Origin of the sequence: Streptomyces sp. NBC_00846, from assembly GCF_045207325.1 — a bacterium.
In the GTDB taxonomy this organism is placed as follows: Bacteria; Actinomycetota; Actinomycetes; order Streptomycetales; family Streptomycetaceae; genus Streptomyces.
The window spans coordinates 811,993-832,406 of the sequence record NZ_CP108846.1; the positions used below are offsets into that span (position 1 = coordinate 811,993).

General features: G+C 71.5%; 17 protein-coding genes. 6 read left to right on the forward strand and 11 right to left on the reverse strand.

All coding sequences use genetic code 11. From position 1 onward, the window contains the following. Positions 1 to 56: 56 nt before the first annotated feature. The 6 genes from OG936_RS03765 to OG936_RS03790 form a co-directional block, all read right to left on the reverse strand. The gene (locus OG936_RS03765; protein WP_406492529.1) at positions 57 to 986 is read right to left on the reverse strand and encodes a hypothetical protein; all 930 of its coding nucleotides are present in this window, start codon (positions 984 to 986) and stop codon (positions 57 to 59) included. Then, positions 983 to 1,147 carry a hypothetical protein gene (locus OG936_RS03770; RefSeq protein WP_406492531.1) on the reverse strand — a complete coding sequence of 55 codons (165 nt, stop codon included), beginning with the start codon at positions 1,145 to 1,147 and terminating at the stop codon, positions 983 to 985. The genes OG936_RS03765 and OG936_RS03770 overlap by 4 nt, the downstream gene beginning before the upstream one ends. Beyond that, positions 1,144 to 2,670 carry a hypothetical protein gene (locus tag OG936_RS03775; RefSeq protein WP_406492533.1) on the reverse strand — a complete coding sequence of 509 codons (1,527 nt, stop codon included), beginning with the start codon at positions 2,668 to 2,670 and terminating at the stop codon, positions 1,144 to 1,146. The genes OG936_RS03770 and OG936_RS03775 overlap by 4 nt, the downstream gene beginning before the upstream one ends. 83 nt (positions 2,671 to 2,753) lie before the next feature. After that, entirely contained in the window at positions 2,754 to 6,416 is a 3,663-nt protein-coding gene (locus OG936_RS03780) for a hydantoinase B/oxoprolinase family protein (protein ID WP_406492535.1), read from the reverse strand. 178 nt (positions 6,417 to 6,594) lie between these two features. Further along, the gene (locus tag OG936_RS03785) at positions 6,595 to 8,013 is read right to left on the reverse strand and encodes a HEAT repeat domain-containing protein (RefSeq protein WP_406492537.1); all 1,419 of its coding nucleotides are present in this window, start codon (positions 8,011 to 8,013) and stop codon (positions 6,595 to 6,597) included. Positions 8,014 to 8,232: 219 nt separating this feature from the next. Further along, a complete protein-coding gene (locus OG936_RS03790; RefSeq protein ID WP_406492539.1) occupies positions 8,233 to 8,625 on the reverse strand; it encodes an ankyrin repeat domain-containing protein in 393 nt (130 codons plus the stop codon). A gap of 335 nt (positions 8,626 to 8,960) precedes the next feature. Between OG936_RS03790 and OG936_RS03795 the strand changes: the two genes are divergently transcribed. Continuing rightward, entirely contained in the window at positions 8,961 to 9,155 is a 195-nt protein-coding gene (locus OG936_RS03795) for a hypothetical protein (protein WP_030968886.1), read from the forward strand. A 37-nt stretch (positions 9,156 to 9,192) separates the two neighbouring features. Next, positions 9,193 to 10,830, forward strand: a complete 1,638-nt coding sequence (locus tag OG936_RS03800; RefSeq protein WP_406492540.1) for a hypothetical protein — start codon at positions 9,193 to 9,195, stop codon at positions 10,828 to 10,830. 95 nt (positions 10,831 to 10,925) lie between these two features. On the opposite strand, the gene OG936_RS03805 is transcribed toward OG936_RS03800, so the two are convergent. After that, positions 10,926 to 12,425, reverse strand: coding sequence for a PLP-dependent aminotransferase family protein (locus tag OG936_RS03805; RefSeq protein WP_406492542.1), 1,500 nt, complete (start codon positions 12,423 to 12,425; stop codon positions 10,926 to 10,928). Between the two features lie 102 nt (positions 12,426 to 12,527). On the opposite strand from OG936_RS03805, the gene OG936_RS03810 reads away from it, so the two are divergent. The 4 genes from OG936_RS03810 to OG936_RS03825 all read left to right on the forward strand — a co-directional run bounded on the left by OG936_RS03810 (position 12,528) and on the right by OG936_RS03825 (position 16,084). Beyond that, the gene (locus OG936_RS03810; RefSeq protein WP_406492544.1) at positions 12,528 to 13,253 is read left to right on the forward strand and encodes a YitT family protein; all 726 of its coding nucleotides are present in this window, start codon (positions 12,528 to 12,530) and stop codon (positions 13,251 to 13,253) included. Continuing rightward, on the forward strand, positions 13,250 to 14,014 hold the full coding sequence (locus tag OG936_RS03815; protein WP_406492546.1) for a glycerophosphodiester phosphodiesterase: 765 nt from the start codon (positions 13,250 to 13,252) through the stop codon (positions 14,012 to 14,014). The genes OG936_RS03810 and OG936_RS03815 overlap by 4 nt, the downstream gene beginning before the upstream one ends. A gap of 46 nt (positions 14,015 to 14,060) precedes the next feature. Beyond that, positions 14,061 to 15,434, forward strand: coding sequence for an MFS transporter (locus OG936_RS03820; protein ID WP_406492548.1), 1,374 nt, complete (start codon positions 14,061 to 14,063; stop codon positions 15,432 to 15,434). 275 nt (positions 15,435 to 15,709) lie between these two features. After that, positions 15,710 to 16,084 (forward strand): RNA polymerase-binding protein RbpA, encoded by a 375-nt coding sequence (locus OG936_RS03825; protein ID WP_007262928.1) that lies wholly within the window; start codon positions 15,710 to 15,712, stop codon positions 16,082 to 16,084. Between the two features lie 129 nt (positions 16,085 to 16,213). Here the strand turns inward: OG936_RS03825 and fxsA are convergent, their stop codons facing one another. The 4 genes from fxsA to OG936_RS03845 form a co-directional block, all read right to left on the reverse strand. Beyond that, positions 16,214 to 16,804, reverse strand: coding sequence for an FxsA family membrane protein (gene fxsA / locus OG936_RS03830; protein ID WP_406492550.1), 591 nt, complete (start codon positions 16,802 to 16,804; stop codon positions 16,214 to 16,216). 86 nt (positions 16,805 to 16,890) lie between these two features. Then, positions 16,891 to 17,658, reverse strand: a complete 768-nt coding sequence (locus OG936_RS03835) for a polyprenol monophosphomannose synthase (protein ID WP_383763436.1) — start codon at positions 17,656 to 17,658, stop codon at positions 16,891 to 16,893. 549 nt (positions 17,659 to 18,207) lie between these two features. Next, entirely contained in the window at positions 18,208 to 19,854 is a 1,647-nt protein-coding gene (locus OG936_RS03840) for an amidohydrolase (RefSeq protein ID WP_406492552.1), read from the reverse strand. A 47-nt stretch (positions 19,855 to 19,901) separates the two neighbouring features. Further along, entirely contained in the window at positions 19,902 to 20,342 is a 441-nt protein-coding gene (locus tag OG936_RS03845; protein ID WP_266363289.1) for an Lrp/AsnC family transcriptional regulator, read from the reverse strand. Positions 20,343 to 20,414 lie beyond the last annotated feature (72 nt).

The window sequence follows — 20,414 nt, forward strand, 5'->3', positions numbered from 1 at the left end:
ACGGCGGTGATGGGACGCGGCGGTGATGGGAGGACGGCGGTGATGGGACGCGGCGGTCAGGCGTGGAACGGCAGACCGGCGTCGGCGACCAGCTCCAGGTCGTCGGAGTCGGGCGGCGGCAGGAGCGTCGCCGTTCCGTCGGTGACGGGTACGACTCCGAGTTCCAGGAGTTCGGCCATGGCGGCGCTGCCGGCCATGTCGCGGACCTGGAGCTGGTAGCGGGCGGTGGTGCGGAAGGCGCCTCCGGCGTCGTCCCCGGTGCGCTGGAGGAAGCCGGAGTCGGTGAGGAAGGCGACGGCCTTGCCGACGATGCCCGTGGTGGAGCCGGCCAGCCTCCGGGCATCCTTCGTGGCTCCGGTGGAGCTGCGCCTGGCATAGATCCGCCAGGCCGCCTCCAGCCCGGGGGTGTCGGTGGCCGGGTCGGTGTTGTCGCCGTGCTCCTCGGCCCGTTCCTCCAGGCGGTGGCAGGCCTGGCGGACGAACGAGTCGACGCCGTTGACGGTGATCCGGCCGATGTACGCGTCGTCGGCGAGGTCCTCCGGGCGCGGGAAGGCCATCGCGGCGACGGCGAGGTGTGCGAGCCCGTGCAGGAAGCGGTCGGCGGAGTCGGACGAGGCGCGGCGGGCGTAGTCGCCCATGCGGACGGCGAAGACCGAGTCCTCGCCGGCGGTCACGGCCATGCCTGCGCGGGTGGACACCTCCAGCACGACCAGACCGAGCCCGGTCGCCACGGCGTCGGCGAGCCGGGCGAAAGCGGGCCCCTCCCGGTAGCGGCGAAGCAGTTCGGCGTATTCGGCGTCGCGCGCGGGCAGCAGTTTGGGCTGCAGCCCGAAAGCGACGAGCCGGGCGGCGTCGGCCGCGTCGGCCGGGGTGACGGGTGCGGTCGCGGCGGGCCGGGCCGGGTCGGCGGGCGCCGTACTCTCGGTCCCGTACGCGGCGGTCGGCTCGCTCCACTCGTCGGCGTGCTGTGCGCGGTGGTCGCTCACGACTGTCGCTCCTTGCTGCGGAAACTCTTCGGTACGGGGTGGACGGCGTCGGCGCTCGCGGCAGCCGTCCTGAGCTGTGTGGTTCCGTCCGGTCCGGCGGCGGGACAACGGCGTCCCCGGCAGTTGTGCGGCAGCGGTACGTCCGCAGACGCGCCGTTCATGACGCCTCCGAACGGTCCGCGGCCATTCCGGCCGCGTCCAGAAGGGCCGTGCCCACTATCAGGTCCGCACCGCCGAACTCCTCGTCGTCGAGCTCCGTCCCGTCGTCGACGGAGAACAACAGGCGCTGCTCGCCCTGCCGGTAGGCGGTGCCGACCGGCGGGCTCGCGGCGTGCACCGCGAGCAGGGCGACCAGGTAGGGCAGTTCGGGATCGCGGCGCCGGGCCTCCGCGAGGAGTCCGGAGAGTCGGCGCGGGGCGTCGTGCTCCAGATCGAGGAGTTCCATGGCACTCGCGAGCTGCTCCTCGCTGAACCTGCTGTCGTCCGGGGTGGCGATCAGATCGGGTTCGGGCATTTCGGCGCCCAGGTGTTCCCGCTCCAGGGGCGGGGTGAGCAGCATCTCGACGAGATCGCCGACCCGAACCGACGTGGGGGTGCGCAGGCCGGTGCCGTGGGCGAAGAAGGCATCGGTCACACAGATGGCCTGTTCGACGGGGAGCGGCAGCAGCGGGGCGACCAGCTGGCCGTACAGATCGAGACCGCTGCGGGCCGTGGGCGCGGCGAACGCCTGGCGGTCCTGTTCGGCGCGGAACAGCGGTCCGGCTTCCAGCAGTCGGGACTGCAGCTGGGTGTGGCGGCGGATGCAGTCCTTCACTATGTCGACGAGCTCGGCGGCGCGCCGCTTGTGCTCGGGCTCCTCCGCCTCGTCGCGCGCCTTACGGATGTTGGTGAGGATCGCGTTCTCGTGGCGGTAGCGGTCGGCGACGTGGTCGAGGGCCTCGTCGATCATGTCGGGCACGGCGTTGAGCCAGTCGACGGCCCGGACGTTGCGCCGGGTGGCCTCCAGCGTCTTCCGGAGGGTCTCCGCGTACTGCACGGTGCGGTAGCGGGCCTGTTCGGCGGCGAGCTGCGCGTCGGCGAGGCGGCCCCGGCTGATGAGGACCTCCAGCTTCACCTCGGCGGCGATCTGGGCGCTGGTGACGTCCGTATCGAGGGCGCCGACCAGGACGTTGACCGCTTCGTCGGTGGCCCGGAGAAAGACGGTGCCGCCGTGTCCCGGGACCTCTTCGATCAGCTTGAAGTCGTAATCGCGACGGACATACACCCCGTCGGGTCCAAAAGTGCCGTATACCGCACGGAATCCGCGGTCGACGCTGCCGACATTGATCAGGTTCTCCAGCACCCAGCGCGCGACTCGCTCGTGTTCGGCGGCCGGGCGGCCCGGGGCCTGGGCGGCGACGCGGGGAAGGAGCCTGGTCACTATCTGGTCGTGGTCGGCCCCCGTGTCGAAGTCCATGTTGAGCGTGACCAGGTCGATCGCGGCGAGTGCGACCTCGGCCATCGCGTAGACGGTGTACTCACCGGCCAGATTCGCCTTGCGCACATCGAGGTCGTGCAGCGGGGCCGTGCAGGCGAGCGCGCGCAGCCGCCGCGAGAGCCCCTCGTCGGCGGCCGGGCCCGGGGCGGGCCGCGGCCCCGCGCTGAGCTGGGGCGCAGCGTTGTCCGTGTAGGCAGGCGAAGTCACGCTGCACAGATTAGGTCCTCACACTGACAACGGTCGAAACGGCGCAGAAGCGACCCCTTGCCCGAAGTCGGCCGGCCGCGGCCTCACGGCTGTCCGCCGCCGCGCTCCGTACGGTCGCCGTCGCCCTGTTCCGGGGTTCCGTAGCCCCCGCCCCCCGGCGTGCGGAGCACCAGGACGTCCCCCCGCTCCAGGCCGGCGGTGTCGCAGCCGCGCAGCGGTGTGACTGTCCGGGCGTCCGCGCGCTCGATGTGCTGGTCGCCCAGCGCGCCGGGTTCGCCGCCCGCCATGCCGTACGGCCGCACCCGGCGGTGGCCGGAGAGCAGTGCCACGGTAACGGGTTCGAGGAAGCGGATGCGCCGCTCCACGCCGCAGCCGCCGTGCCAACGCCCTGCGCCCCCGCTGCCGCCCCGTACCCGGAAGCTCTCCAGCAGCACGGGGTAGCGCCATTCGAGGACTTCGGGGTCGGTGAGGCGGGAGTTGGTCATATGGGTCTGTACGGCGTCGGCGCCGTCGAAGCCGTCGCCCGCGCCCGAGCCGCTCGCCACCGTCTCGTAGTACTGGACGCGTTCGTTGCCGAAGGTGAGGTTGTTCATGGTGCCCGAACCCTCGGCCTGGATGCCGAGTGCCGCGTACAGGGCGCCGGTGACGGCCTGGGACGTCTCCACGTTTCCCGCGACGGTGGCCGCCGGATGGACGGGTGCCAGCATGGAGCCTTCCGGAATTCTGACCTCCAGGGGCTTGAGGCAGCCGCTGTTGAGGGGGATGTCGTCGGCGACCAGGGTCCGGAAGACGTACAGCACGGCCGCCATGACCACGGATTTCGGCGCGTTGAAGTTCCCCGGCTGCTGAGGTGAGGTGCCGGTGAAGTCGACGACCGCGCTTCGGGCGGCCGTGTCCACGGTGAGGGTGACCTCGATGACCGCGCCGTTGTCGGTCTCGTAGCGGTAGGTACCGTCGTGCAGTGTGGCGATGATCCGGCGGACGGACTCCTCGGCGTTGTCCTGTACGTGTCGCATGTAGGCGGCGACGACGTCGGGCCCGAACTGCTCCACCATGCGCCGGAGTTCGGCGATGCCCTTCTCGTTGGCGGCGATCTGGGCGCGGAGGTCGGCGAGGTTGGTGTCCGGGTCGCGGGAGGGCCACGCGGCGGTGGTGAGCAGTTCGCGCGTCTCGCCCTCGCGGAATCTGCCGTCCCGTACCAGAAGCCAGTTGTCGAACAGCACTCCTTCTTCGTCGATGGTACGGCTGAAGGCGGGCATGGAGCCGGGGGTGATGCCGCCGATCTCGGCGTGGTGTCCGCGGGAGGCGACCAGGAACCGCAGTCGGGGCCTCTCGTCGGTGGTCTCGTCGACGTCGAACACGGGTGTCACCACGGTCACATCGGGCAGGTGGGTGCCCCCGTGGTACGGGTCGTTGATGGCGTACACGTCACCGGGCCTCATCGCTCCGCCGTTGCGCCGCAGCACCTCCTTGATGGACTCCCCCATCGAGCCGAGGTGCACGGGAATGTGCGGGGCGTTGGCGATGAGATTGCCGTCCGCGTCGAAGAGTGCGCAGGAGAAGTCGAGCCGCTCCTTGATGTTGACGGAATGGGCCGTGTTCTCCAGGCGCACGCCCATCTGTTCGGCGATCGACATGAAGAGGTTGTTGAAGACCTCCAGCATGACGGGGTCGACCCGGGTGCCGACGGCCGTGCGGTCCGGGCGCGGGCGGACCCGGGTGAGCAGCAGATGGCCGGTGGCGGTGAGAGCGGCCTGCCAGCCGGGGTCGACGACGGTGGTGGCATCCGCCTCGGCGATCACGGCGGGTCCGGTCACGGTGTCCGCGGGGTGCAGTTCCTCGCGCCGGTGGAGCGGGGTGTCCTGCCATCGGCCGTCGGCGAACATCCTTACGAGGTCGTGCGGTTGAGGCTCGGCGTTCTCCCGGGGCGTGCGGTCGGCGGGCGGCGGCCGGTGCTGTCCCGCCGTCCCGGTCGCCTCGACCGATACCGCCTCGACGATCAGGGGCCGGTCCATGGTGAACGCGTAGCGGGCGCGGTGCTGGGCGGTGAACGCCTCGGCCATGGCGGCCGTCGTGTCCAGGCCGACCGGCAGGCTGGAGTCCGTACCGGCGTAGCGCAGGAGCACGCGGGCGTGTGTGCTGATGGCGCTGTCGGGGATGGCATCAGCGCGCAGTTCGGCGCGGGTGCGGCGGGCGAGTTCGTCGCAGAGTTCGCCTACGGCGGTGCGCGTCGCCTCGTGCAGTTCCGCCTCGACGGACTGTTCGCGCATCGCGGTGGCATCGGCGAGACCGATGCCGTACGCGGACAGTACGCCGGCCAGCGGCGGTACGAGGACGGTGTCGATGCCCAGGGCGTCGGCGACGGCGCAGACGTGCTGGCCCCCGGCGCCGCCGAAACCGGTCAGGGCGTAGCGGGTGATGTCGTGTCCGCGTTGCACGGAGATCTTCTTGACCGCGTTCGCCATGTTGAGGACGGCGATCTCCAGGAATCCGGCGGCGACCTCGGCCGCGGTGCGGCGTGTCCCGGTGGCGCGCGCCACGTCCTCGGCGAGCGCGTCGAAGCGGTTGTGGACGAGGTCCGCGTCGAGCGGGAGGTCGCCGTCCGGTCCGAAGACGGCCGGGAAGTGGGCGGGTTGGACGCGGCCGAGCATCACATTGGCGTCGGTGACGGTCAGCGGTCCGCCGCGGCGGTAGCAGGCCGGACCGGGAATCGCGCCCGCCGAGTCGGGGCCGACGCGGTAGCGGTGGCCGTCGAAGTGCAGGACGGAACCGCCGCCGGCCGCGACGGTGTGGATGTTCATCATGGGGGCGCGCATCCGCACCCCGGCCACCTGTGTGCCGAGTTCGCGCTCGAACTCGCCCGCGTAGTGCGACACGTCGGTGGAGGTGCCGCCCATGTCGAAGCCGATGACCCGGTCGAATCCGGCCTGCCCGGACGTACGGGCCATTCCGACCACGCCACCGGCGGGTCCGGAGAGCACCGCGTCCTTGCCGCGGAAGTGGGAGGCCTCGCGCAGCCCGCCGTTGGACTGCATGAACATCAGCCGGATGCCGTCGAGTTCGTGGGCGACCTCGTCGACGTACCGGCGCAGGATCGGTGAGAGGTAGGCGTCGACGACGGTGGTGTCACCGCGTGGCACGAGCTTGATGAGCGGGCTCACCTCGTGCGAGCAGCTGATCTGGGTGAAGCCGGCAGCGCGGGCCTCGGCGGCCACGGCGCGCTCGTGCGCGAAGTGGCGGTAGCCGTGCATCAGGACGACGGCCGCGCTGCGCAGGCCGTCGGCCCGGGCGGCCCGCAGTCGCTCGGCCACCGCGTCCCGGTCCAGGGGGGTCACGACGCGGCCGTGGGCGTCGACCCGTTCGGGGACCTCGATCACCCGGTCGTACACCGCTTCGGGCAGCAGAATGCGGCGGTCGAAGAGCCTCGGTCTGTTCTGGTACGCGATGCGCAGGGCGTCCCGGAAGCCTTCCGTGATGACCAGGACGGTCGGCTCGCCGCGCCGCTCCAGCAGGGCGTTGGTGGCGACCGTCGTACCGATCTTCACCGTGCCGACCCGGTCGGCGGGGACCGGGTCGGCCGGACCGAGCCCCAGCAGCCCCCGGATTCCGGCCACGGCGGCGTCCCGGTAGCGGTCCGGGTCGTGGGAGAGCAGTTTGCGGGTGACCAGGTACCCCTCGGGATCCCGGCCCACTACATCGGTGAACGTCCCGCCACGGTCGATCCAGAACTCCCAGCGTCCAGTCATCCCCCCATACTGACCCGCCGGCACCGGCAACGGACCGGACGTCACGACCGGTTCCCCGGCACACCGGCCGGCGGTACGGCGTGCAGTGCGCCCGGTGCGGCCCGAACCGTTCGCACCGCGCGCCGCTGACCACACGGCTCCGCACGCCCCCCCGACGCGCGGCGTGCACGTGTTCCGGTCAGACCGCCGGGGCGTCGGGCCCGATCCGGCTGCGTACCGCCGTCTGAACCTCGGCCTCCTCGGCCGGGTCCGCGGCAAGCCTGCGCAGTCGCTCGGCGACCCTGATGTCGCCGGTCTCGGCGTGGAGCGCGGCAACCTCACGGGTGGTCTCTTCGCAGTCCCACAGGCATTCGACGGCGAATCCGGTGGCGAAGGAGGGATCGGTCGCGGCCAGCGCGCGGGCCGCTCGGCCGCGCAGGTGCGAGGAGGACGTCTCCCGGTAGACATGGCGCAGTACGGGTGCGGCGCAGGCGATGCCCAGTCTGCCCGTGCCGTCGACGAGGGTCCACAGACGTGGCGCGTCCGGGCCTTCGCCCCGTACGGCCTCGCGGAGCGCGCCGAGGACCAGTGGGGCGTCCTGGGCGCCGCCCCGGCAGGCGAGCACGCCGGCCGCGGAGGCGCCGAGCGCGTCGGGCCGCCGGGCCCAGCGCCTGGCGCGCTCGACCGCAGCGTCGCCGCACATCCGCTCGAAGGCGGCGACGGCCGCGTCGGCGACGGTGCGCGAGGTGCCGGCCGCGGCGCTCTCGATCAGGTCGAGTACGGCCGGCTCCCTGGCCTCGGCCAGGTAGTGCAGGGCGGCGCAGCGCGCGCCGTCCGGGCCGCTGCGGGCGGCCTCGATGATGGTGGACCGGTCCTCGGGGCCGGCGACGGCGGTGAGGCAGCGGGCGGCCGGGACATGGAGGACACTGCCTCGTTCCAGCGCCTGCTGGGCCCAGTCGAAGACGGCCTGGACGCTCCATCCGGGGCGGGGACCGCCGGGTCGCATCTGGCGCTGCCAGCGGTCGAAGGAGCCTTGTTCGGAGGCGGCGCTGATCCGGGCACCGACCTCGTCGCGGGGGTCGTCGGCCCAGAGCCGCCAGGGGCGTGGCTCGAAGGCGTCCCGTACGACGGCGGCCAGCTCGGCGGCGCCCTCCTCGGTGGCCGGGAACCGGCCGAGGACGGGTACGGCGAGGGCACGGAGCCCCGCGTCGTCGTCGCGCAGGGCGAGCTCGTCGAGGGCCCAGGCCCAGTTGGCCCCGGTCGCGGCGTACCGCCGCAGCAGTGCCAGGGCGTCGCCCCGTCCGTACGAGGCGAGGTGACCGAGTACGGCGAGGGCCAGCCCGGTGCGCGAGTCGTCGGTGTCGAGGTGGTCGTCGGGATCGCACAGGTGGCGTTCGATCTCCTCGATGCCGCCGTCCAGGTCGAGATACAGGCGTGCGTAGTAGAGCGAGCGGTTCTCCACCTGCCAGTCGTGGCGCGGATCGCTCAGGACGCAGTGGTTGAGAGCCGCCAGGGCCTCGGGGCGTGGTGCGGCGAGCGCGTGGAGCGTGCCGTCGCCACGGCCCCTCTGCAGCAGGCCGAGCAGGGTGCCGCTCGGCGCTATGAACGGATCAAACATGAAAAAAGCCTCACATCAAGCTGTCGACGCAACCGGGACTGTGCAGTTCCAAGTGCCGGGTGGGGCACTAAGCCGCGCAGCAACATGATCGGCCGACCGCCGTCTTCTGCTTGGTGTAGACCATCTTCCTCTGCCTCTCGTCGGTGGCCCGAATCGGGCCCGCGACGTCATGATGACCCAGCCATTTCGCCACCGCGACCACATTTACGACGTACCCGGTCAGCGGGCGCCGAAGAGTTCCAGCAGGTCGGCCTTGCCGAACATGCGTGCGGTGTCCAGCGCGGAGGGTGTTCCGGCCGCCGGGTCGGCCCCCGCGGCGAGCAGCGCCTCGATCACCGCGCCCTCACCCTTGAAGACGGCTCCGGCGAGAGGGGTCTGCCCGCGGTCGTTGGCCCGGTCCGGGTCGGCACCCCGGGCGACGAGGGCGGTGACCGCGGCGGCGTGACCGTGATACGCGCCGAGCATCAGCAGCGAATCACCCCGGTCGTTGGTGAGGTTCGCGGGGACACCCGCGTCGACGTACGCGGCGAGCGCGTCGCTCTCACCGCGGCGGGCCAGGTCGAAAACCTTGGTCGCCAGCTCGACCACCTCGGGATCGGGGGTTTCGCTCATCGCACGGACCGCCTTCCATAAATCGGTTTCACCACTGCTGACCTGCGGGGGCGTACGCCATGGGGGCCGTACGAGTGAATCGACAGGGTACTGCTCAACCGCGCCCCGACCCGGCCCGCCCGCCGCGACGGACCACGTCCGAGGGTGACGGAACAGGACGCGACACCGAATGTTCCGCCTCCCCGGTGTTCCGTCGACGCCCTTCCCGATCCCCTTGTCGGCCAATCAAGTGAAAATACTGACTTTTCACTCGAATGCAGCTTTTATCGTATAGATACTTCCGGTGAACCTGGAAGGACTCATGGTGACTGTCCCCCCAACCAGGAGAACCTCTCATGATCCTGTCCATGTCAGGCGTAGTCATCCTCGGCGTCATCGTCTTCCTGTTCTTCAGGAAGGACGGCCTCAAGGCATCACACGCCCTCGTCACTGCCCTGTTCGGCTTCTATCTCGCAGGCACCGCCATCGCACCGAGCATCACCGCGGGCGGCGCAAGTCTCGCCGGCCTCTTGGGCGGGATCAAATTCTGATCCTCCGCGACCGCTCCCACCCCTTCAGGAGACCGACGTGGCCCGGCGACCACTCCCCCGCATTCTGAGCAGCGGCACCGCATCGATCACTCGCGGCCGCGAGTTAGCGCGCACGGCCGCCGACAACGCCACGGACGTCCTCCATCCGCTGATCACGATCACCCGTGGTCTGCGGCTGCTGGCCGGAGCCGGACGGCAGAAGTGGGCCGCGACACCCAAGGACAAGCGTGGTCCGGTGCTTTGTTCCGTGGCGGCCTGCGTCATGGTGGTCGCAATCCTCCCTTACGGGTCCGTGCTCGCCCTGGTCGCGGTGATGGGGGCCGCCGCTTGGAAGGGGCGGGAGCGGAACCCCGCGAAGACCGGCCCCGACGAAGCGGAGACCGGACGGCTGCGGTCCCTGTACGAGGCGCTCGTGCCGTACTTCTCCACGGCCGACGACCCCAGTCCGCTGTTCGCCCACGGCGGCGACTGGGACAAGGCCTTCAGCGAGTACGCATTCGACGGCGACGGGCGCCTGACGCGTCTTCAGGTGACCTACCCCGCCTACTTCACCGACAGCGAGGCCGGTTCCCGCAACCGGATCGAGCAGCTGCTGCACGCGAAGTCGGGCCGCGGCCGCGAGTACCACTTCTCCTGGGACGAGGAGGGCAACCGGCTCGTCATGAGCGTGCTCGACGCCCTGCCCACCTCGATCGGCGCCCAGCGCTTCGTCACCGCACCGGGCGAGACGGTGCTCGGTTTCACCGACGGCGACGCGGTACAGCGCACCGTTCCCGTGAGCGACGGCGACACGACCCGCGACGCCCCGCCCGTCGTCTGGCGGACCGGCGCCCGCTCCACCGAACCGCATCTGCTGGCCGTCGGGCAGCCCGGCAGCGGCACCACCACGCTGATGCGCTCCATCGCCCTGCAGGCGCTCCAGCACGGCGACATCCTGATCATCGAAGGGAGCGGCACCGGCGAGTACGCCTGCCTGACCGGGCGCGACGGCGTGCTGGCCGTCGAGTGCGGCCTGGCCGGCGCGCTGGCGACCCTGGAGTGGGCGGCCCACGAGACGGAGCGGCGGCTGATCGCGTCGAACCGGGCCCGGCAGTCCGGCCACCCCGCCCCCGACGACACCAAGCGCCCGCTCTGGGTGCTGCTGGACCGGCCCAGCGTCCTCGGCCACCTGGCGGCCGCCGACGGCAGACCCGATCCCCAGGAACTGCTCCAGGTGCCGCTGCGGCACGGCCGGGCGGCCAACGTCACCGTGGTCGTCACCGAGCAGTTCGACAGCCTGGACGCCCTCGGCGAGACGCTCAGGACCCACACCCGGGCCCGGGCCGTGCTCGGCCACTGCTCCCGCGACCAGGTCGAGTCGGTGCTCGGCACGGAGCCGCACACCACCCCGACGTCGAACGTCCCGCCCGGCCGGGGGTACGCGCGGCTGGGCGCCGGTCCCGTGCTGCGGCTCCAGGTTCCGGCCACGCCCGATCCGTACGACGAGGCGACCAGCGAGGCACACCGGCAGGCGGTTCTCGGTCTGCTCCCCGAACGGCAGGCGCCGGCCGAGGCCCCGGTCCCGGGGGAGGAGGCCCAGGAGGCCGCTCCCATCGAGCCGAGCGTCCCGGAACCGGTGATGCCGCATCCGCTGACCGCGGCCGTGGCTGTCGAGAGCGTGCGGGTCGGCGACTGAAAAGCACAGGACGGTGCGGGGCCGACGAACCGCCCGGCCCGCCGGTCCCGCGCCGTCGTGCGGTCAGGCGGTCAGGCGGTCAGGCGGTCAGGCGGTCAGGCGACGAAGGTACGGGGCGCCTCCACTCCCGCACCCGCCCCCGAACCCACCAGCCGCGCCGCCGCCGCGAGCCGCACCGCCGCCTCGTCCGCGACCGGCCCCCCGACCGTGAACGGCAGCCGTACGTACCCCTCGAAGGCGCCGTCGACACCGAACCGGGGACCGGAGGGAACGCGTACACCGACCCGCTCCCCCGCCACCGCGAGCCGGGAGCCCGAGAGGCCGCCGGTACGAACCCAGAGCGTCAGCCCCCCGCGCGGAACCGAGAACTCCCAGTCCGGCAGCTCCCGGCGGAGCGCGGCGACCAGCGAGTCCCGGTTCTCCCGCGCCTGTTCACGGCGGACCTGCAAGGCCTGCTCCCAGCCGCCGGTGCGCATCAGCCAGTTGACGGCGAGCTGCTCCAGAACGGGCGTGCCCATGTCGGCGTAGGCGCGGGCGGCCACCAGGCTGCGGATCACGTCCGGGGCGGCACGCACCCAGCCGATGCGCATACCGGCCCAGAAGGCCTTGCTCGCCGATCCGACGGTGAGCACGGTGGAGCCCGCCGGATCGAAGGCACAGACCCTGCGCGGCATCCGTACGTCGTCGTCGAAGTACAGCTCGTTCATGGTCTCGTCGACGACGAGGACCGTGCCGGCGGAGCGGGCGGCGTCCACCAGGTCGCGCCGCCGGTCCTCGTCGGCCAGCGCGCCGGTGGGGTTGTGGAAGTCGGCGACGACGTAGGCGAGCCGCGGCGCCGCGTCCCGCAGCACCTGCCGCCACCGGTTGATGTCCCAGCCGGCGAGCCCCTCCTCCATAGCCACCGGCACCAGCCGGGCACCCGCCTCCCGCATCAACTGGAGGATGTTGGCGTAGCTCGGGGACTCCACCGCGATCCGTTCGCCGCGGCCCGCGAAGAGGTGGCAGATCGCGTCGATCGCGCCCATCGCGCCGGTGGTGACCATGATCTGTTCGGGCATGGTCGGGATGCCACGCTCGGTGTAGCGGTCGGCGATCATCTGCCGCAGCGCGGGCAGTCCGGCCGGGTAGTCGCCGTGGGTGTGGGCGTACGGTGCCAGTTCCTCAAGGGCGCCCTGGACCGCCCGGGTCAGCCACGGTTCGGGGGCGGGCAGCGAGGCGCAGCCCAGGTCGATCATCGAACCGAGCGATTCCGGCGGAAGGGGTTCCAGGCCGCGTGCGGGCAGCGGGTTGCCCGCGGGTACGGCCGTCCAGCTGCCGGCGCCGCGGCGGGACTCCAGGAACCCCCCGGTGCGCAGCGCCTCGTACGCGGCGGCGACGGTGGTGCGGCTGACGGACAGGGCGAGCGCCAGTTCACGCTCCGCGGGGAGCCGGGCGGCCACCGGCACCCGGCCTTCCAGGACGAGTAGACGGACCCCGTCGGCCAGCGCACGATAGGCGGGCGGCCTGCGGGTGCCCGGTCCGGCGGGCCGGGGCTGTTGGGCCTGGAGCTGCCGGGCGAGCTGTGCCGCACCGACTGCCGAAGTCCACTGCGCCATCGAAATCAGTCCACCTTCCTCGGATTGGCCATAGTTGGCAACCAATCCCCTGCCACAGGGTGACATGCGGCAGTCCACCACCACCACTCCAGGGGGCACCTCTTGTCCATCACTCCCGTCCCTCGCGGGGCGCACCTCCCCCGAAGGCTGATTCAGCTGTACGTCGGTCTCGCGCTGTACGGAGCGAGTTCGGCGCTCCTGGTCCGTGCCGGGCTCGGCCTCGAACCCTGGGGAGTGCTGCATCAGGGGCTCGCGGAGCGCACCGGGCTGTCCATCGGAGTCGTCTCGATCATCGTCGGCGCCGCCGTCCTGCTGCTGTGGATACCGATCAGGCAGCGTCCGGGGCTCGGCACCGTCTCCAATGTCTTCGCCGTCGGAATCACCATGGACGGCACGCTGGCGCTCGTGCCCGACGTGCACGGTCTCGCCGCGGAGATCGCAGTGATGGTGGCGGGGGTCGTGGTCAACGGTGTCGCGACGGGGCTGTACATCGCGGCGCGGTTCGGCCCGGGACCGCGCGACGGACTCATGACCGGTCTGCATCTGCGTACCGGCCGCTCCATCCGGCGGGTCCGCACCCTGATCGAGGTGGCGGTCGTGGCGACCGGCTTCGCACTCGGCGGCACACTCGGCGCGGGCACGGTCCTCTATGCCCTGGCCATCGGCCCGCTCGCCCAGTTCTTCCTGCGCTTCTTCGCGGTCGACGGCCGGACAGCCGGGGAGACCGCCGCCGGAGCCGACGACGAGGCGGCCGTCGCACCCGCGCGGGACAATGGCGATACCACCGTCACCACCCCGACACCGGATCAGGCGATACTGCCGAAGTGACCTCCGTACGCCACCCCTATCTGGACCATCCCGCGCCGATCCCCTTCGCCCACCGAGGCGGCGCCGCCGACGGGATCGAGAACACGACGGCCGCGTTCCGCCGGGCCGCCGACGCCGGATACCGCTACTTCGAGACCGATGTGCACACCACGGCGGACGGCCGTCTGGTGGCCTTCCACGACGCCACGCTGGACCGGGTGACGGACGCCCGGGGCCGGATAGCCGAGCTGCCGTGGAGCGAGGTGCGGCGGGCCAGGGTGGCGGGCCGGGAGCCGCTGCCGCTGTTCGAGGAGCTGCTGGAGACCTTCCCGGAAGCCCGCTGGAACGTCGACATCAAGGCCGGGCCGGCCCTGGTCCCGCTGGTCGACCTGATCCGCCGGACGCATGCCTGGGACCGGGTCTGCGTCGGCTCGTTCTCGGAGGCCAGGGTCTCCCGGGCCCATCGTCTCGCGGGGCCCCGGCTCGCCACCTCCTACGGCGTCCGCGGCGTGCTGGGCCTGCGGCTGCGCTCGTTCGGCGTTCCGGCGGCACTGCGGGCCGGCGCCGTGTGCGCGCAGGTGCCGGAGAGTCAGAACGGCGTCCGGGTGGTCGACCGCCGCTTCGTGCGCGAGGCGCACGCACGCGGACTCCAGGTGCACGTCTGGACGGTGAACGAACCTGAGCGGATGGCGGCGCTCCTCGACCTCGGCGTGGATGGCATCATGACCGATCACATCGAGACGCTGCGTACGGTGCTGAGCGAGCGCGGGGCCTGGGCCTGACGCCGGTCGTGCGAGGTCTCCACGGGGAGAGACGAGGGGGAGCGCTTTGAGCGCCGAGACCGCGGATACGGCCGAGCCGACGGAGCTCGCGACGTGTTCCGCAGACGCCGCGAGCCGCAGACGGGAACAGCGGGGCTGGTATTTCTACGATTTCGCCTGCTCCGTCTACTCGACCAGTGTCCTGACGGTGTTCCTCGGCCCCTATCTGACTTCGGTCGCCAAGGCGGCCGCCGACGCCGACGGTTTCGTGCACCCGCTGGGCATACCGGTGCGCGCCGGGTCGCTCTTCGCCTACGCGGTCTCCGTATCAGTGGTGGTCGCGGTGCTCGTGATGCCGGTCGTGGGCGCCGCGGCGGACCGTACGGGACGGAAGAAGCCGCTGCTCGCGGCCGCCGCCTACGTGGGGGCCGCCGCCACCACCGGCATGTTCTTCCTGGACGGTCACCGTTATCTGCTGGGCGCGTTCCTGCTGATCGTGGCGAACGCCTCGATCTCGGTGTCGATGGTGCTTTACAACGCCTATCTGCCGCAGATCGCCGAACCGGAGGAGCGGGACGCGGTCTCCTCGCGCGGCTGGGCGTTCGGATACACCTCGGGCGCGTTCGTCCTCGTCCTGAACCTGGTGCTGTACACGGGCCACGACTCCTTCGGTCTCTCCGAGTCCGACGCGGTGCGGATCTGTCTCGCGTCGGCCGGCGTCTGGTGGGGCGCCTTCACGCTCGTACCACTGCGCCGGCTGCGCGACCGACGGGTGACGCCGGGCGGCGAAGGGGCGGTCGGTTCGGGGTGGCGGCAGCTGATGAACACCCTGCGCGACATGCGCCGACATCCGCTGACGCTCTCCTTCCTGCTGGCGTACCTCGTCTACAACGACGGCGTGCAGACGGTGATCTCCCAGGCCTCGGTGTACGGCTCCGAGGAACTGGGCCTGGATCAGACGACGCTGATCACGGCCGTGCTGCTGGTGCAGGTGCTCGCGGTGGCCGGAGCGCTGGGGATGGGCCGGCTGGCACGGGTGTACGGCGCGAAGCACACGATTCTCGGCTCGCTCGTCGTCTGGACGCTGATTCTCGTCGCCGGATATTTCCTGCCCGCCGACGCGCCGGTCTTCTTCTATGTGCTGGCCTCGGCGATCGGCCTGGTGCTCGGCGGCAGCCAGGCGCTTTCCCGCTCGCTGTTCTCCCATCTGGTGCCGCGTGGCAAGGAGGCCGAGTACTTCTCCGCGTACGAGATGAGCGACCGCGGACTGAGCTGGCTGGGGCCACTGGTGTTCGGGCTCGCGTATCAGCTGACCGGGAGCTACCGGGATGCGATCATCTCGTTGGTGATCTTCTTCGCGGCCGGTTCCGTACTGCTCGCGAGGGTGCCGATCCGGCGGGCCGTGGCGGCCGCGGGCAATCCCGTACCCGAACGGATTTAGACGTTGAAGTGAAAGGCCGGTAGTGTACGCCTTTGGCCTGCCCGGAGGACCGTTACTGCGAGTGGAAGAAGCCAGACCCTTGGGTGACAACTTCTGCCAGATGTGACAAACCGGGCATTGGCGGGTACTTGGACCCTGGGAAACCTGAAATAAGCAGCGGCACGACGGGCGACGCATGACCGGCAACGGGAATCTTTACCGCCGACCGGACGTTGACCGGATGACGACGACAGCGACACCTGTCCTGTGGGCGACAAGCCCGGGAGGCACGATTCATGAGTGAGCGAGCTCTCCGCGGCACGCGACTCGTGGTTACCAGCTACGAGACGGACCGCGGCATCGATCTGGCCCCGCGCCAGGCGGTGGAGTACGCATGCCAGAACGGACATCGATTTGAGATGCCGTTCTCGGTAGAGGCGGAAATTCCGCCGGAGTGGGAGTGCAAGGCGTGCGGCGCCATGGCACTCCTGGTGGACGGGGATGGCCCCGAGGAGAAGAAGGGCAAGCCTGCGCGTACGCACTGGGACATGCTCATGGAACGGCGCACACGCGAGGAGCTGGAGGAGGTGCTGGCCGAGAGGCTGGCGGTTCTGCGCTCCGGAGCCATGAACATCGCCGTGCATCCGCGGGACAGCAGGAAGTCTGCCTGACCGCCTGACACCGCCGTACGGCAGAGCCGCGGGCTGTGACACACCGAGTGTGTGTCACAGCCCGCGGCTCTGTCGCGTCGTGACCCGGTACCGGGCGCGGTGGTCGCGGACCCGGTACCGCATCCGGTGTCAGGGGGTCAGCGGCGGCCGGGGGCCCTCGTCGGGGCGGGAGCCGGGCTGTGCGCCGCCCTCACGAATGACCTCACCCTGCACGATCTTTCCGTCCGGCCGGTGAATGCGGGCCTGCTGAAAGGCGTCGGAGACGCTGCCGGGGCCCGCGGCGCGCATCCGGCGCTCCAGTGACCGCTCGGTGTACCGGCCGAGCATCGAACGGACCGACGGCACGAGCAGCAGAAGCCCCGCCACGTCCGAGATCACCCCCGGGATCATCAGCAGCAGCCCGCCGAGCATCAGGAAGCCGTTGCCCTCGGTGCCCGGGGATGCGGCCTGCGGCGCGGCGGCCGCCCCGGGCTGCCCCGGCATCCGCTGGAGCGTCTCGGTGAGGTTGCGAAAGGCCCGGCGGCCGGCCCGCTTCATCACGGCGGCGCCGAACACGATTCCCGCCACCAGGAGCAGCAGCACGGTGAACCCGCCCGCCGCGTTCGCCACGACGGTGAGCAGCCAGATCTCCAGCACCGCCCAGGCGGCGACGGCGAGCGGAACGAGGGTACGGGCGCGTGAGCGCCTGGGGGCGGTCGGGGGCGGTGTGCCGGTCGTCATGGTCCCCAGTGTGCCCGTACGGGCGTCCAAGCGGCGTAAGGGGGGTGATCATGGGCGACGGGCGGGAGCCCGCCGCACACGGCGGGTCAGATCGCCTTGCGGCCGAGGACCCGGTTCGTACGGGCAGTGACGCCCCAGGAGGTGACCCGCCAGAGCGCCTCGACCAGGATGTCGCGGCTCATCTTCGAGTCGCCGATCTCGCGGTCCACGAAGGTGATCGGGACCTCGACGACGTGATATCCGGCGTCGACGGCGCGGCGGGCCAGGTCGACCTGGAAGCAGTAGCCCTGCGAGGCGACCCGGTCGAGGCCGATGCCCTCGAGGGTCTCGGCGCGGAAGGCCCGGTAGCCTCCCGTGACGTCCCTGGTCCGCAGCCCGAGGAGGACACGGGAGTACGTGCTGCCGCCGCGGGAGATCATTTCCCGGGTTTTGGGCCAGTTGACCACGCGCCCGCCCGGCACCCAGCGGGAGCCGAGCACCAGGTCGGCTCCCTTGAGCGCGGTGAGCAGCCGGGGCAGTTCCTCGGGCTGGTGGGAGCCGTCGGCGTCCATCTCCACGAGTACGCCGTAGCCGTGCTCGATGCCCCAGCGGAAGCCCGCGAGGTAGGCGGCGCCCAGCCCTTCCTTGCCCTTGCGGTGCAACACCTGCACCTGCTCGTCGGCGGAGGCGAGCTCGTCGGCGACCTTGCCGGTTCCGTCGGGGCTGTTGTCGTCGGCGACCAGGATGTCGGCTTCCGGCACAGCGGCGCGCACCCGGCTGACGATCGGCTTGATGTTCTCGGCCTCGTTGTAGGTCGGAATGATCACCAAGGTTCTGCCGAGCGCGCCGTACCGCCGCTGACCGCCGTCGTTCACTTACTGCCCCTTAAGTCCGTACGCAGGTGCACACCATATCCAGCGGACGGGGGCCGGATGCCGACGTGGTCGGGCGGGGACGGGCACCGCCACGGACAGAAGGAGGGAAGTACGGACAGACTCCCTGAGGGAACGTGCGGGAACTGCGAATGGGGGCCCGGCGCCCTTCGGGCCGACCTGGGACCCGCCGGCTGCGGGTCGACCTAGAGCCGTTGTCTACTGAACGTCCGGGCCCCACCCGGGTCGCACCTACCGTCCGGCTGAAACCTTCCCTCGCCCCCGAGGCGCGGGCGCTGAACCTGGCTGTCAGGAGTGGTGCGCCGGTGCGGCACACCACCCCATGACCCAGCGGCGTTCGACGACTGCGTGGAGGTTTAACCGGTCGGACGTCCTGTGGTGGACTCGGCCGAACCTACCGGCCGGTGGGCGCGTTCTGTCAATAGCTGCCTGACCTGCGATGTTCCCGGAACTTGCCTGGTCAGTAGCGAAGATCCGCAGGTCGCGGCTGACCGTGGGACTCTTCGATCGGCGGTACGAAATGTCCGGACGTCACCCGTTCGGACGCACGTAGACAGTTTGTCCGAAGACCACAGTGCGCAGGCAGACCGGAAGCGCCGCGCCCGGGGTGAGGTCCGGCAGGCCCGGCGTTCCCGACCTCGGGTCGGTCGACCAGCGGGCGACCCGGTCGTCCGGCGCCTGAACCACCAGGTCATCGGTGCGCCAGACCGCGTAGTCGGCCGGAGCACCGGGCACCAGGGTCCCCGCGTCGTCGCGGCCGACGGCTCGCCAGCCGCCCCTGGTGTGGGCGGTGAAACCGGCTCGCACGGAGATCCGGTGTTCGGGCGTGCGATGGAAGGCGGCGGCCCGTACGGTCCCCCAGGGGTCCAGCGAGGTCACCGGGCTGTCCGAGCCGAAGGCCAGGGGCACACCGGCCCGCAGGAGCGCCGCGTAGGGGTTCAGGGTCCTGGCCCGCTCGGCGCCGAGCCGCCGCGCGTACATGCCCTCCTCGCCGCCCCAGGCCGCGTCGAAGGCGGGCTGCACGGAGGCGGTCAGCCCCAGCTCCGCGAAGCCGGCGACGGTCTCCGGGGTGAGCATCTCGGCGTGCTCGATACGGTGCCGGGCGGCCCGGACCCGGGCCAGGCCGAGCGTCTCGGAGGCGGCCCGGACGCCCTCCACCACGGCGGAGACCGCCGCGTCGCCGATGGCGTGGAAGCCGGCCTGCAGGCCGGCCCCGGTGCAGGCGGTGACATGGGCGGCGATCTGCGCCGCGTCCAGGTGCGCGGCGCCCGTGTGCCCGGCCGGGCCGTCGGCGTACGGCTCGTGCAGGCAGGCCGTGTGCGAACCGAGGGAGCCGTCGACGAACAGGTCCCCGGCCGCGCCGATCGCGCCGAGTTCCCGGATGCGGCGGGCATCCTTCTCGTCGGCGACCTGCTCGGCCCAGTAGCCGAAGACCCGCGGCCCGCTCTGCGCCGCAGCGAGCTTCAGCAGCGCGACGAAGTCCTCCTCGTCGGAGATGTCGGGGCCGCCGCACTCATGGACAGTGCCGATGCCGAGCGACGCGGCGTGGCGCAGGGCGGCGCGCTGCGCGTCGGCGCGCTGTCGCGCCGAGACGGCGCCGTGGGCCGCGGAGCGCACCGCGTGGTGGGCGGCGCCGGTCAGCGGGGCGTCGGGGTGGTATCCGGTGAGCGCGGTGACGCCCGGGACCAGGTCGAGCAGGGCGGTGGTGACGACCGCGGAGTGCACATCGATACGGGGCAGGTAGACCGGCCGGCCACCGGCGGCCGCATCGAGCTCGTCGCGCGCCGGCGGACGCTGCTCCGGCCAGCGTGTGGCGTCCCAGCCGTGGCCGAGGACGACCCGGTCCGCCGGGTGCGCCGCCACGTACGCGCGCAGCAGACCGAGCGCCTCGTCGAGCGTCCGGGCACCGGAGAGATCGAGGCCGGTGAGGGCCAGGCCGGTCGAGGTGGTGTGGACATGGGCGTCGGTGAACGCGGGGGTGACCAGCGCACCTTCGAGGTCGATCACTTCGTCGACGCCGCTCGCGAAGGCGTCGGCGGCCCCTTCCGAGCCCACCCAGGCGACATGGCCGCGCTCGACGACCATGGCGGTGGCGAAGGGGTCGGCGGGGCTGTGGACGTCTCCACCGCGCAGCAGCACGGTGCGGTGGTCGCCCTGGGGGGCGGTGCTCTCGGTCATGGGACCAGTCTCGCGCCTGCCCGGAGTCGCGCGGTCCGCGGCCCCTCTCAGATCTGCGGGGGCCGGGCCTCGTACGGTGTGGAGAGGACGACGGTGGTCCGGGTGGAGACACCGGCCAGCGAACGGATCCGGGTGAGCAGGTGCTCCAGCTCCAGCGGGGTCGCGACCCGCGCCTTGAGGATGTAGTTCTCGTCACCGGCGACGCTGTGACACGCCTCCAGCTCCGGAACGCCCGCGAGCCGCTCCGCGATGTCGTCCGGTGCGCTCGGGTCGAAGGGTTTCACCGAGATGAACGCGGTGAGCGGCAGGCCGACCGCCTCGGGGTCGACGACCGCGGCATAGCCCCTGATCACCCCGCGCTGCTCCAGCCTGCGGACGCGCTGATGAACCGCCGAGGTGGACAGGCCCGTGGCCTTGCCCAGGTCGGTGTAGCTCATCCGCCCGTCCTTGACGAGCAACTCCACGATCTGTCGGTCCAGCTCCTCCATACGGATCAACCTATTGCCACTGGTACCTCCGGGCACAGCGGCAAGGGCTCCGAACGGGCACCTGCAGCGGGC

What these genes read in the sequence shown, in the direction of transcription:
- OG936_RS03770 (WP_406492531.1), bottom strand. Translation starts at nt 1,147, where the DNA reads ATGAACGGCGCGTCTGCGGACGTACCGCTGCCGCACAACTGCCGGGGA.
- OG936_RS03780 (WP_406492535.1), bottom strand. Translation starts at nt 6,416, where the DNA reads ATGACTGGACGCTGGGAGTTCTGGATCGACCGTGGCGGGACGTTCACC.
- OG936_RS03785 (WP_406492537.1), bottom strand. Translation starts at nt 8,013, where the DNA reads ATGTTTGATCCGTTCATAGCGCCGAGCGGCACCCTGCTCGGCCTGCTG.
- OG936_RS03790 (WP_406492539.1), bottom strand. Translation starts at nt 8,625, where the DNA reads ATGAGCGAAACCCCCGATCCCGAGGTGGTCGAGCTGGCGACCAAGGTT.
- OG936_RS03795 (WP_030968886.1), top strand. Translation starts at nt 8,961, where the DNA reads ATGATCCTGTCCATGTCAGGCGTAGTCATCCTCGGCGTCATCGTCTTC.
- OG936_RS03805 (WP_406492542.1), bottom strand. Translation starts at nt 12,425, where the DNA reads ATGGCGCAGTGGACTTCGGCAGTCGGTGCGGCACAGCTCGCCCGGCAG.
- OG936_RS03825 (WP_007262928.1), top strand. Translation starts at nt 15,710, where the DNA reads ATGAGTGAGCGAGCTCTCCGCGGCACGCGACTCGTGGTTACCAGCTAC.
- fxsA (WP_406492550.1), bottom strand. Translation starts at nt 16,804, where the DNA reads ATGACGACCGGCACACCGCCCCCGACCGCCCCCAGGCGCTCACGCGCC.
- OG936_RS03840 (WP_406492552.1), bottom strand. Translation starts at nt 19,854, where the DNA reads ATGACCGAGAGCACCGCCCCCCAGGGCGACCACCGCACCGTGCTGCTG.
- OG936_RS03845 (WP_266363289.1), bottom strand. Translation starts at nt 20,342, where the DNA reads ATGGAGGAGCTGGACCGACAGATCGTGGAGTTGCTCGTCAAGGACGGG.